General features: G+C 38.3%; 11 protein-coding genes and 1 other annotated feature. Of the genes, 9 read left to right on the plus strand and 2 right to left on the minus strand.

The window, feature by feature from the left end; translation table 11 throughout:
• Positions 1–6: 6 nt before the first annotated feature.
• The 4 genes from rimM to tyrA all read left to right on the plus strand — a co-directional run bounded on the left by rimM (position 7) and on the right by tyrA (position 3,086).
• On the plus strand, positions 7–543 hold the full coding sequence (gene rimM / locus GQR39_RS02740) for a ribosome maturation factor RimM (protein ID WP_165734760.1): 537 nt from the start codon (positions 7–9) through the stop codon (positions 541–543).
• Positions 543–1,310, plus strand: coding sequence for a tRNA (guanosine(37)-N1)-methyltransferase TrmD (gene trmD / locus GQR39_RS02745; RefSeq protein ID WP_007581405.1), 768 nt, complete (start codon positions 543–545; stop codon positions 1,308–1,310). Before rimM ends, trmD begins: the two co-directional genes overlap by 1 nt.
• A gap of 33 nt (positions 1,311–1,343) precedes the next feature.
• Entirely contained in the window at positions 1,344–1,703 is a 360-nt protein-coding gene (rplS, locus tag GQR39_RS02750) for a 50S ribosomal protein L19 (RefSeq protein ID WP_007581406.1), read from the plus strand.
• A gap of 249 nt (positions 1,704–1,952) precedes the next feature.
• A complete protein-coding gene (tyrA, locus tag GQR39_RS02755) occupies positions 1,953–3,086 on the plus strand; it encodes a bifunctional chorismate mutase/prephenate dehydrogenase (protein ID WP_165734761.1) in 1,134 nt (377 codons plus the stop codon).
• A gap of 127 nt (positions 3,087–3,213) precedes the next feature.
• Here the strand turns inward: tyrA and GQR39_RS02760 are convergent, their stop codons facing one another.
• Positions 3,214–4,371, minus strand: a complete 1,158-nt coding sequence (locus GQR39_RS02760) for a chorismate mutase (RefSeq protein ID WP_165734762.1) — start codon at positions 4,369–4,371, stop codon at positions 3,214–3,216.
• Positions 4,372–4,415: 44 nt separating this feature from the next.
• Positions 4,416–4,533, minus strand: a sequence feature (Phe leader region).
• Positions 4,534–4,725: 192 nt separating this feature from the next.
• Here GQR39_RS02760 and GQR39_RS02765 point away from each other — a divergent pair.
• Positions 4,726–7,740: an EAL domain-containing protein gene (locus tag GQR39_RS02765; protein WP_021032079.1), complete on the plus strand. Its 3,015-nt coding sequence runs from the start codon at positions 4,726–4,728 to the stop codon at positions 7,738–7,740.
• Between the two features lie 12 nt (positions 7,741–7,752).
• Here the strand turns inward: GQR39_RS02765 and GQR39_RS02770 are convergent, their stop codons facing one another.
• Positions 7,753–8,082: a translation initiation factor gene (locus GQR39_RS02770; RefSeq protein WP_007581414.1), complete on the minus strand. Its 330-nt coding sequence runs from the start codon at positions 8,080–8,082 to the stop codon at positions 7,753–7,755.
• 135 nt (positions 8,083–8,217) lie between these two features.
• Between GQR39_RS02770 and GQR39_RS02775 the strand changes: the two genes are divergently transcribed.
• The 4 genes from GQR39_RS02775 (at position 8,218) to GQR39_RS02790 (ending at position 12,159) form a co-directional block, all read left to right on the plus strand.
• Positions 8,218–8,523 carry an STAS domain-containing protein gene (locus tag GQR39_RS02775; RefSeq protein WP_002962948.1) on the plus strand — a complete coding sequence of 102 codons (306 nt, stop codon included), beginning with the start codon at positions 8,218–8,220 and terminating at the stop codon, positions 8,521–8,523.
• Complete coding sequence (locus GQR39_RS02780) at positions 8,523–10,172, plus strand: SpoIIE family protein phosphatase (RefSeq protein WP_165734763.1); 1,650 nt, start codon at positions 8,523–8,525, stop codon at positions 10,170–10,172. Before GQR39_RS02775 ends, GQR39_RS02780 begins: the two co-directional genes overlap by 1 nt.
• 56 nt (positions 10,173–10,228) lie before the next feature.
• Entirely contained in the window at positions 10,229–10,888 is a 660-nt protein-coding gene (locus GQR39_RS02785; protein WP_165734764.1) for a GAF domain-containing protein, read from the plus strand.
• Positions 10,889–10,968: 80 nt separating this feature from the next.
• Positions 10,969–12,159 carry an amino acid aminotransferase gene (locus GQR39_RS02790; protein ID WP_010554636.1) on the plus strand — a complete coding sequence of 397 codons (1,191 nt, stop codon included), beginning with the start codon at positions 10,969–10,971 and terminating at the stop codon, positions 12,157–12,159.
• Positions 12,160–12,167: the final 8 nt, after the last annotated feature.

Below are 12,167 nucleotides of genomic sequence, written 5' to 3' on the forward strand. Positions count from 1 at the left end.
GTAACCATGAGTCAAGAGAACACCTCATCAATAATTGTCGTAGGAAAGCTCGGTGCCCCATATGGTATAAAGGGCTGGCTTAAGGTACATTCATTTACTGATGATCCCGTAGGGATCTTCGATTTCAGCCCGTGGTTGATAGGGCAGCAAGGTAAATGGCAGTCCTTAGAAGTGGTCGACTGGCGTCGCCACAACAAAGGCTTTATCGCTAAATTTGCGCAGGTAAACGACCGAGACGAAGCAATGGCTTATACCCATGCTGAAATCTCAATGGATGCAGCGCATTTACCAGAACTCCCGCAAGGTGAGTTTTATTGGCGAGATCTCATTGGCATGTCTGTTGTAACCGATAAAGGTTATAGCTTAGGCATTGTTGATGACCTGATGGAGACAGGATCAAATGACGTACTGGTTGTTAAAGCAAACAGTAAAGACGCATTTGGTCAAGCTGAGCGTTTGATTCCTTTTTTAACTGATTCAGTTATTAAAGACGTTAAATACGACGCAAGAGAAATTACCGTAGACTGGGATCCTGGTTTTTAATGACGCAAACTAGTTCATTATGGGTAGGGGTGATAAGCCTTTTTCCAGACATGTTTGACGCTATTACAGACCAAGGTGTTACCGGTCGCGCAGTAAAAAATGGCTTAATTGATTTTAACTGCTGGAATCCGCGAGACTACGCTTTAGATAAGCATAGAACCGTAGATGACCGTCCTTACGGGGGCGGACCTGGTATGTTAATGATGGTTGAGCCATTAAAAAAAGCGATTGCCGAAGCTAAAAAAGCAGCTGGTGATGGTGCTAAAGTAATTTATATGTCCCCGCAAGGGCGCAAACTTGATCAGCAAGGTGCTAGCGAACTCGCTAACTCTAAAAAACTGATTTTGATTGCCGGTCGCTATGAAGGTATAGATGAGAGAATAATAGAATCATATGTTGACGAAGAATGGTCAATTGGTGATTTTATTTTGAGTGGTGGTGAACTACCTGCCATGACATTAATTGACGCAGTAGCGCGATTAGTGCCAGGTGTGTTAGGTCATAACCAGTCAGCAGAACAAGATTCGTTTTCGGATGGCTTGTTAGATTGTCCACACTATACACGACCAGAAACATTGGACGACAAACAGGTTCCTGCTGTATTACTCAGTGGTAACCACCAAGAGATAGCAAAATGGCGGCTTATGCAGTCATTAGGCAGAACTTGGTTACGACGTCCTGACTTGTTGCATAACCTAGCTCTGACTGAGGAGCAAGCGGTATTACTCGCGAAATTTCAGCAAGAGTACCAAAAAGCTTGTGGCTAGAAGACAGTTACACCTAGGAAAGTGAGAAACATAATGGCAAAAGTAAACCAAAATATTATTAAAGCGCTTGAAGATGAGCAGCTTAAAACAGACGTACCTGCATTTGGCCCTGGTGATACAGTGGTTGTACAGGTAAAAGTAAAAGAAGGTGCTAAAGAGCGTCTACAGGCCTTTGAAGGTGTTGTAATCGCTAAGCGTAATCGTGGTCTTCACTCAGCATTCACAGTTCGTAAAATCTCGAACGGTGAAGGCGTTGAGCGTGTATTCCAAACGCACAGCCCTCTTATTGATAGCGTAACAGTTAAGCGTCGCGGTGCAGTTCGCCGTGCTAAGCTTTACTATCTACGTGAGCGTTCTGGTAAATCTGCACGTATTAGAGAAAAACTTAACTAATACGCGCTGTTTATCAACGCAAAAAAACGGGTTGCATCCTTCGGGTTGCAACCCGTTTTGGTTTTAGAATATTATTTTCTCAATTCTCAATTCTCAATTCTCAATTCTCAATTCTCAATTCCTCATTAGTAAAATTTCCTCTTTAGCCTTTTCTCAGTTAGCTGATCCTGTTAGTATTTATCGTATTGATTAGTTTACTTTTATGTAAATTTATATTTACGTTATTTGGTTTTTTAAGGTGGGACGAACGTGGCTGACATAAGTGATTTAGCACAGCTAAGAGAAGGTATAGATGAATGCGATGCACAACTTGTTGCCTTACTCGCTAAACGTAATGGTATTACGCAAAAAATTGGTGAGATAAAACAACAAACAGGCGCGCCTTTACATGCACCTGTCCGTGAAGCAGAGCTATTAGCGGCAAGACGACAAGAAGCAAAAAATCAAAATGTAAGCCCAGATCTCGTTGAAGATATACTAAGACGCATGATGCGAGAAGCCTATCAAAACCAACAAGCAAAACTTGCATGCGCAGCGCCAGAGCTTTCGCCAATTGTGATTGTGGGTGGTCAAGGTGCCATGGGCCAGTTATTTGCACAGCAGTTTATTCGCTCAGGTTACGAAGTTAAAATTTTAGATAAAGATCAGCAAAACGATGCTAAAAGTATTTTAAAAGGTGCCAAGCTGGTAATGATTAGCGTACCTATTAATGCATTGGACGCTGTCGTTGCTAAGTTACCTAAACTAGATGATGACTGTTTACTAGTTGATATTACATCGGTAAAGCAATCGCCTATTAAAGCACTAAAAGCTGCGCACAGTGGCCCTGTGGTTGGTTTACATCCTATGTTTGGGCCTGATATATCACACTGGGTAAAACAAACAGTTGTTGTATGTGAAGGGCGAGAACACCAAGCGGCAAAAGGTTTGTTACAGCAGTTACAAGTATGGGGTTGTCAGCTTGTTGAGCTTGATGCTAAAAAGCATGATGAAGCAATGCAAATTATTCAGGTAATGCGCCATTTAACGACATTTGTGTACGGACAATTTCTAGCAAAACAAAGTCATACACTAGAAGAATTACGTAGCTGCTCGTCACCTATATATCAATTAGAACTGATGATGGTAGGGCGTTTATTTGCGCAGTCGCCTGAGCTTTACTCAGATATTATGCTAGCACAATTCGATGATGTCGAAACCTTACTTGCACAGTACCAAGATACCTTCGCAAGTACATTAGCAAAATTAAAAGCGGGAGATAAAGCAGCGCTTATTGACTCTTTTGCTGAGGCTAAAGTTTACTTTTCTGACTCGACAGAACACTTTTTAACGCAAAGCAGAAGCTTATTAAATAAAGCGAATGATTCAAAAGTTTTAGATTAATATTTGTTATACCGTTTGCTTAAGTATGGGGATTTAATTCGTTAAATTGCTAAAATATTTATGCAGACTGGTACTAGTTAACGAAAAAGGGCCGATATCGGCCCTTTTTGATTTGTAAAATTGCTTATTAAGTATTAACGCTTACTGCCTGTAGTGACTCGCTTTGGTAGCATCCTAAAATACGTACATATTGGGTGTACTCTTTAAGTTCTTCTAGCGCTTCTTTTACTTGGCTTTCAGCTAAGTTTGCTTCTAGGTCAACATAAAAAACTTCTTCCCACGGATTGCCCGGAGTAGGGCGAGATTCAAGTTTTACTAAATTAATCTTATGCTGCTTAAAAATCATTAACGCATCGGCTAGTGAGCCCGCTTGTTGTTTTGTCGACATGATCAAACTAGTTTTAGTTGGAATTTGGTTAGACACTTGTAGAGGCTTACGTGCAACAACAATAAAGCGGCTATGGTTTTCGCTTTGATTAGCTAGGTTTGATTTAATAACCTCAAGCCCTACGTTTTTCCCCGCTTGTGCAGAGCCAATTGCAGCACTGTATGGTGTGTTCAGAGCTGATTGTAGCGCGCTTGATGTTGAGTCACATGTTTCGTGTTGTAAATCACCTAAGCCCTGTAAAAAGCGGCTGCACTGCGCAAATGGTTGTGGGTGTGCAAATATTTTTGTTAGTTGACTAAGTTCAGTATCAGGGTTGGCGAGTAAGCAATGCTCTACACTGTGAGTTACTTCTCCAACAATAGATACTTGCGCGTGCTGTAATAAGTCAAACACCTCGTTAATACTGCCAGAGCTTGTGTTTTCAATGGGTAATAAACCAAAATCAGCTTGGCCGTTTTCTACTTTACCTGTTATTTCGTCAAACGATGTACAGCCAATTTCAACTAATTTACCCGGGCGGCGGCTAAAATATTTATGGCATGCTAGTTGGCTATAAGAACCCTGACCACCTAAGTAAGTTACACGGTGTGTTTCACTAAGGGCATCTGGATTCAGGTTTTTTTGTAGCATTGCTTGTTGGTGTAAAACAGAGTCTTCCAAAATAGTTTGAAAAACATTATTCACGTAGTAAGCATCTAAACCTAGTGATTTACCATAACCAATCAGTTTCTCTAAAAGTGCGAGTTCACGTGCTTCATCGCGAATTGGCTTGTTGTTAGCAATTTTATACTCAACCACACCGTGGCTAATACGACGACGTTTAGCTAATAACACGAGTAAATCGGAGTCTATTTCATTTATATCGTGTCTTAGTGCATTTAATACATCATTTGTCATTTTGGTATCCTCATTCCAAAAGTAGGCTGTTATTACACAGCAAAAACAAAAAAGCCTCCCGGTTGGGAGGCTTTACTATTCGATTGATTTTATCTCACAAACAGGGAAGCCTCTTCTATATAAAGAAGCTAAAAAACGAAAAAAAAGTGCGAGAGATAAATATGTTCATGCAGTTAATGTATGGAGAGTTGCTACCAATGTCAATAAAGATCTAAATAAGCTTAGAGTACTATTTATTTCCCTATATTAGTTTTTATAGAAAGTTTACAAATAATTTATAAATATGAATGCGGATCTGGTATATTTCGTTAACTGGTTCAAATAATAACAATTATTAATAATTAAGGTTGACCCGTGGTTTACAGACGCCCTCCATCGCGTTTTGGATTGAATTCTTTAAGTGTAAAACTATCGCTACTCATATCTGCTATTTGCTTAATAGCTGGGGTATGTGCGGCTGCCTTAATGCTTAAATCTGAAGAGAAACAACTCGTTTTTGAAGAACACGAAGTTTTAAAAAGCTCGACAGATTTATTAGTGAAGCAATTTAATGAGCGCATTAAAACAAAAGTAAATATTGCTCAGCAAGCTAATAACGTAGTAACACAACAACTTTTTCAACCCAATTCACCAATTAATTTAAGCAATAAATCACAGTTACAATTTAATAGTGACGGTACGATTCGAAGTGCCTCTGCTGATGGTTTATCAGCAGCATTTTTACCACAGCAAAATTACTCTCCTTTTTATAAACGCCTATTTAATGATTCTGAGATGCTGTGGCGCATAATTTCTCCTACACTGGTACACGACTTTTTTAACTTTTATTTAATAACAGATGATGATTTTATTCGTGTTTCTCCCCCTAATTGGGCATTAAACGCACCTGCCGACTTTAGAGCAACGAATGGCTCAACCTATAAATCGATTAAAAGCACGCTTGAAACAGTAAGAGAGCCTGCATGGTCAAAAGTCTATTACGATACAGTATGGCGCAAATGGGTTATTAGCTTACTAGTGCCAGTTTATGTCGATAATGAGTTTTTAGGTGTGACGGGGAGCGATATTTCCCTCAACAAACTTATTTCGTTTTTACCTGTTGGTGATAAAGAAAAACACCTACTTGTGTTTGATAGTAAAGGGCAATTGTTAGCACACCCAGATCTAAATCCGACCTTACTAGCCGACTATGGTAGTGATAATAAAGCACTCGCTACTAATGAATTTGTAAACCCAGCACTGCAGTCGATTATTGATGATGTAATTGCGGTGAAATTACCTGAATACGCAAATTCGTTTGAAAAAAATGACGAAGCTCATATTATCAATATTCGTAAGATTGATGACTTAGATTGGTACATAGGGGTATATAAAAAGCGTTCATCGACGTTATCTGCATTACAAGATTTAAAACTGAAGTTTTTTGGTCTCTTTATTTTATACGCAATATTAGTTGCCTTATTGCTGCATCAAGCGCTTTATCAACTAGTCCTTCGCCGTTTACATACTTTGGTTTATGCAGTTACAAGTTTTGGCAAAGGTCAATTAACTACAGAATTTCCACCAGAAAACAAAGATGAAATTGGTACGCTTAATGGCTCATTTAGAGACATGACGGTAGAAATTCGCAAACTTATCGATGGCTTAAACCAGAGAATTACAGAAAAAGAAATTGCTGAAAAAGCAGCTAACCGTTTATCTAAAGCGGTAGCATTCTCGGGCACTGGCGTTGTGATCACCGATGAGAATTTTGTAATTGAATACGTAAATCCAAAAATGCTCGAAATGACAGGCTACCCAGAAAGTCATTTTAATAGAGCACCATTACTTAATATTATTGCCTCAGAAATGTCTATTTTAGTTGAAGATATAGACATAGATTTACGCAGCCGTAATTACTGGCGCGGTGATACATTAATTCAAGGCTTGAATAAAGAGCCAATTTGGGTGTCTTTAAGTGTTTCGCCAATTCGTGAAGAGGGCGGTGAAATAACCAGCTATGTAGCATCTGCACAAGACATTTCGTTTGTAAAAGAAAGCCAGCGTAAAATGGAGCAGCTTGCTTACTTTGACACCCTTACTGGCCTTGCCAACAGAACGTTTTTTAGAATGCAATTGCGTAAATCAATGGCATTAGCAGAACGCGGGCATTATGCATTTGCTTTGTTTTACTTTGATTTAGACGAATTTAAACGTATTAACGATACATTAGGCCACGATGCCGGCGATCAATTATTAATTGAAGTGGCAAACAGACTTAAAAAACGTTTACGAGCCGAGGACACCATAGCGCGCTTAGGTGGTGATGAATTTGCAGTATTACTCAGTGGTATAGAAAGCCAAGCTCACGCGACTGATGTTGCCAATACAATTCAAAAAACACTGAATGTGCCTATAAAACTAGGTAGTAATGAAGTTATTGTGAGCGCGAGTATTGGTATTACAATGGCTCCGTACGATAGCCTAGAAGAGGATCAGTTATTAAAACATGCTGACTTAGCAATGTATGAGGCAAAAGCAAAAGGGCGTAATACATTCCATTTTTATAGCCAAGAATTGAACGCAGCTGCTAATGAGCGTTTATTTATTGAAAATGAGCTACGTATAGGACTAAAAGAAAAACAGTTTGTAGTTTACTACCAACCTCAAGTTGATAGTCGTACTCATCAGGTCATTGGCTATGAAGCGTTATTAAGATGGTTCCACCCAACTGAAGGCGCAATCCCTCCAGATAAATTTATTCCTATTGCAGAAGCGACAGGCCTTATAGTTGAATTAGGCGAATGGGTGCTTCAAGAGTCTTGTGATTTTGCCGTAAGATTAACAAAGCAAGGCTTAGAAAATAATATATCGATAAACTTATCGGCTCGCCAGTTCAAAGACTCAAGCTTAGTCTCAACACTGAGTAAAATGATAATTAGGACGGGTGTTTCGGCTAAGCGCCTTCATTTAGAGCTGACTGAAAGTATGCTAATGGGAAATGTAGAAGCTGCAATTACACAACTCCACGAGCTTAAAGCCTTAGGTATATCTATTTCTATTGATGATTTTGGTACTGGCTATTCTTCACTCAGTTACTTAAAGCGATTCCCGGTTGATATATTGAAAATTGACCGTTCATTTGTAAAAGATATCCCTGAGGATACAAATGATATGGAAATCACCGCAGCTATTATTGCCATGGCGCAAAAGTTAAAGCTAGACGTGGTCGCAGAAGGGGTTGAGACAATAGAGCAGATGCAGTTTTTACAAAATAATAACTGCTTCATTGTACAAGGCTATTATTTTAGTAAACCAATTGCTGAGCACGAACTGCCAAAATTGTATGAAAGGTTAAATGAACTCTCAAATAGCGAAGTAAGTAGTTAATAAAATAGCGGGTTAACCACCCGCAATTTTAACTTTAAATTTTAACGCTTCTAAAATGGCTTTTAGTTTATCGCGGTCATCACCTTGCACTTCAATAATGCCTTCTTTTACTGCGCCGCCTTGGCCCATTTTGCTTTTTATAGTTTTAGCTAACTTTTTTAAATCATGATCTTTTGGATCAATGCCTACAACTAACATTACGCCTTTGCCTTTACGTCCTTTTGTTTGACGCTCAATGCGAATAAAACCATCTTTAAAAAGCTTAGCTTCTAACTCTTTTTCTGGTTTTGGCTGGTCAATGCGCCCCGTACTTGTTGAATATACTAAGTGACTATCACTCATACCTTACCTTTATGGATAAAAATTAATTAAATATTGGCGTAAATGATAGCAAATTTGAAGTTGTGTGTTTTTCTTTTTGCTAAATACTTTTAACAGGTTATATTTAGTTCAAAGGAAATATTATTGGAGTTTAATATGAGTTTAACTAAGAATGAATCAGTCGATGGCACTACATTAACAATACAAATCAAAGGTAAATTTGACTTTAATTTAGTGCAATCTTTTCGCCAAGCTTATGCTCAAATGAGCGAAAAAACAGTAAAGGTTATTATCGATTTAAGAGAGACTGACTACATGGATAGCTCAGCACTTGGCATGTTACTTAACATGAAAAAAACAATTGATAGCCAAGTGAAAACTATTGAAATAAGCAATTGCCAACCTCAGCTTAGAAAAATTCTACAAATTTCACGTTTTGATAAAAAGTTTGATATTAGCTAATGATACATGTGTTAATTGTAGATGATCAGGCGCTCAATCGCATTTTACTAAGTAAAATGCTTGAGCAAGAGGGTTATAAAATATCAGTGGCTTATAACGGGCTAGATGCACTTAATGTACTTAAAAAAGAGCAAATAGACGTTGTTTTACTTGATGTTTTAATGCCTGTAATGGATGGTTTTGAAGCTGCTGAAAAAATAAAGCAGCAGTATAGTGAAGTTTACTTACCGATTATTTTTATAACCTCCTTAGAAGATCAAGCAAGTTTTGAGCGGTGCCTCGAAGTGGGTGGCGATGACTTTATTCATAAACCATTTGAAAAAGTTATTCTGCATGCAAAAATTAAAGCACATATTCGCACCAGAGAGCTGAGTAAAAAAGCAAACCAACAAAAGAAACTACTTGAATATCATCACAACCAAATTGAACGTGAACACGAAATAATTGAGCATATTTTTAATAACTCATTAGAAAACCAAGGTAAGTTTAAAGAGTATTTAGATTTTAATTTATCACCGGCCTCTATGTTTAACGGCGATATGTTTTTAGTAGCGCAAAGCCCAATCGGTAATTTGTATTGCATGTTGGGAGATTTTACGGGCCATGGCCTTGCTGCAGCTATTGGTGCATTACCAACTTCTCGTGTGTTTTATACTATGGTACAAAAAGGGATGGCGGTTAACGATATTGCCTGTGAGCTAAATACACTACTGTACAACCTACTACCTGGGCATATGTTTTGTGCTGCAACCATTATAGAGCTTAGTGCATCAGGTAAAAGTGTTTCTGCATGGATGGGCGGCTTACCCGATGCCTACCTAATAGATAAAGACGGTAATGTAAAACAAACATTAGAATCGCAGCATATGGCGCTGGGGATTTTAGATGAACAAGAATTTGAATATGAAGTTATTCATTTTGAAACAAATAGTAATACACGCCTAGTATTAGCAACCGACGGTATTATAGAAACCGCAAACAAAGAAGATATATTTTTTGGGGAAGAGCGTTTTTTACAAACCTTAAAAAGTAAATCGATGATTAGTAGTGAAGACATAGTTGCTAATGTTACTAAGTTTGCAGATGGTACTAAGCAGCAAGACGATTTAAGCATTGTTTTACTAAACTGCCTGCCTTTAATTCCTGAGGAACAAGAGCGAGAAGCATTTTCTACTTTAGCTTTTAATTTGTCTTTGAGCTTAAACTCAGAGCAAATAAAAAAAACAGACCCCGTTTACGACGTCGTTAATATTTTAAGCAGTGTTGAGGGTCTAAATACTCATCGTTCTAATATATTTTTACTGTTGTCTGAGGCTTATAACAATGCGCTTGATCATGGTGTATTAGGACTTAACTCAGAAATTAAAAAACAAGAAGACGGCTTTTTTCGATATTACGAGTTGAGAGAGGCAGCCCTTGCTAAACTTACAGATGCCATGATTATTATTGATATGCGCTATTGCCCCGACACGCTCAGTTTATATTTTATTATTTGTGATTCAGGCCGAGGGTTTAGTAGTAAGCACGATGAGTTGGCAAAGGCTAATAACGAATTTGGCAGAGGGGTGTCTTTATTAGAAGAAATAGCCGAAAAAGTCACTTATAACGCCAGTGGTAACCAAGTTGAAATGTGCTACAAGTTGAGCTAGCTCTGTAAAAATATCCATGCTATTATTCTCGAAACTTTAGATGTATGGATGGCCAAATGATTTCTTCTTACTTAAAACAAGCACAACTTAGTGCTAATCCAGCTTTGATTTTAACAGAGCTTGAAAAGCTTGATCTACATTTAGCAAACACTGCTTTGCCTGATGTGTGTTGGGAGTATCAAATACCTGAGCTTGGCGAGGGCGGTGCATGTAGTTTATTTGGTTACTTACAAGATGAGCCATTCAAATTAACTGACTATATTAAAAATGATGAGCAAACACAGTTTAAGCTGGCTACTTTACAAAGTATTGTAAGCTACATTGAGCAGCAAACGGGCGTTGATTGGTATGGTATTTATCAATCAACTAATACCCCTGAAGGTAATCAACTATTAAAATTGGCTTATCATGGTGCGCCTAGTCGTCCGTTGTTTCCTTTAACGCAAGCATTTGCGGCTGGCAGTAACAACGTACAGGTTGCGCTATCTCACAAGGGCCGCATTATTAATAACGTTGAGGCGTATTTATCACAAGGTGGTGAATACTATACATGCGATCCTAAAGTTAAATCAGAAACCTGCCTACCTTTATTTAATGCACAAAATGAATGCGTTGGTATTGTAGATGCAGAAGCCTTTAAAAATGATTTTTTTGATGAAAAGACGCTTGCCGTTTTAATTGCATGTTGTATTAAAATTCCTCACTTTCTAGTGTAAATAACGCTAGTCAATATGATGTGCTTTTATGTTAAGCTTAGCTTAACAGCTAACCCCTAAATAACGATAAGAGATAGCCAATGTTCTCAGTATTAAAACCATTACCAACAGATCCTATTCTTGGCCTTATGGCGGCCTATAAACAAGATACAAACCCTAATAAAATTGATTTAGGTGTAGGTGTCTACAAAGATGAGCAAGGCAATACACCGGTTCTTAAAGCGGTTAAAAAAGCTGAAGCGTTTCGTCTTGAAAACGAAATGAGCAAATCTTACATTGGTTTAGCGGGTAATTTAGATTACTGCCAAAAAATGGAGCAGTTACTATTAGGTGAGCATCAAGTATTACTAGCTAACCGCGTACGTACCGCGCAAGCTCCTGGTGGTACGGGTGCACTTCGTGTTGCAGCTGAATTTATTAAGCGTTGTAATACAGACGCGACTGTTTGGGTAACTAACCCAACATGGGCTAACCATATTAGCTTGTTTGAAGCTGCAGGCTTAACAGTAAAAGAATACCCATATTACGATTACGAAAATAAAGATTTATTATTTGATGAAATGATCAACACACTTAAACAAGTGCCTAAAGGTGATGTGGTTTTACTGCATGCATGTTGTCATAACCCAAGCGGTATGGATTTAAACGAAACACAGTGGAACACGGTTGCCGAACTGGCAAAAGAAGTTGGCTTTACACCACTTGTTGATATTGCATACCAAGGCTTTGGTGCCTCACTTGAAGAAGATGCACGTGGCTTACGTATTTTAGCCGATGCAGTAGAAGAGCTAATTATTTGTTCTTCATGTTCTAAAAACTTTGGCTTATACCGCGAGCGTATTGGTGCATGTTCACTAATTGCAAAAGACAGCGCAACAGCAGATATTTCAAACTCTGTAATGCTAAGCGTTGTACGTAGTATTTACTCAATGCCGCCAGCGCATGGTGCTGACATTGTTAATACTATTTTAAGCAGTACAGAGCTTACACAATTGTGGCACTCTGAGCTTGATGAAATGCGTAGTCGTATAAATGGCTTACGTAGCTTAATTAAAGAAAGCTTAGCAACTAAAGATATTGCTCAAGACTTCTCATTTATTGAACGCCAAAACGGTATGTTTTCTTTCTTAGGTATTAATAAAGAGCAAATTGCTCGCCTACAAAAAGAATACGGCATTTACATTGTTGGCTCTAGCCGCGTAAATGTTGCAGGTGTTAGTCATTCAAATATTGAATACTTTTCAAATGCTGTAGCTGACGTTTGTAAATAAACGCAGTT

This window comes from Pseudoalteromonas sp. C8, assembly GCF_011378685.1.
Lineage (GTDB): Bacteria > Pseudomonadota > Gammaproteobacteria > Enterobacterales > Alteromonadaceae > Pseudoalteromonas > Pseudoalteromonas arctica.

What these genes read in the sequence shown, in the direction of transcription:
- GQR39_RS02775 (WP_002962948.1), top strand. Translation starts at nt 8,218, where the DNA reads ATGAGTTTAACTAAGAATGAATCAGTCGATGGCACTACATTAACAATA.
- GQR39_RS02770 (WP_007581414.1), bottom strand. Translation starts at nt 8,082, where the DNA reads ATGAGTGATAGTCACTTAGTATATTCAACAAGTACGGGGCGCATTGAC.
- GQR39_RS02760 (WP_165734762.1), bottom strand. Translation starts at nt 4,371, where the DNA reads ATGACAAATGATGTATTAAATGCACTAAGACACGATATAAATGAAATA.
- GQR39_RS02780 (WP_165734763.1), top strand. Translation starts at nt 8,523, where the DNA reads ATGATACATGTGTTAATTGTAGATGATCAGGCGCTCAATCGCATTTTA.
- GQR39_RS02790 (WP_010554636.1), top strand. Translation starts at nt 10,969, where the DNA reads ATGTTCTCAGTATTAAAACCATTACCAACAGATCCTATTCTTGGCCTT.
- rplS (WP_007581406.1), top strand. Translation starts at nt 1,344, where the DNA reads ATGGCAAAAGTAAACCAAAATATTATTAAAGCGCTTGAAGATGAGCAG.
- GQR39_RS02785 (WP_165734764.1), top strand. Translation starts at nt 10,229, where the DNA reads ATGATTTCTTCTTACTTAAAACAAGCACAACTTAGTGCTAATCCAGCT.
- rimM (WP_165734760.1), top strand. Translation starts at nt 7, where the DNA reads ATGAGTCAAGAGAACACCTCATCAATAATTGTCGTAGGAAAGCTCGGT.
- trmD (WP_007581405.1), top strand. Translation starts at nt 543, where the DNA reads ATGACGCAAACTAGTTCATTATGGGTAGGGGTGATAAGCCTTTTTCCA.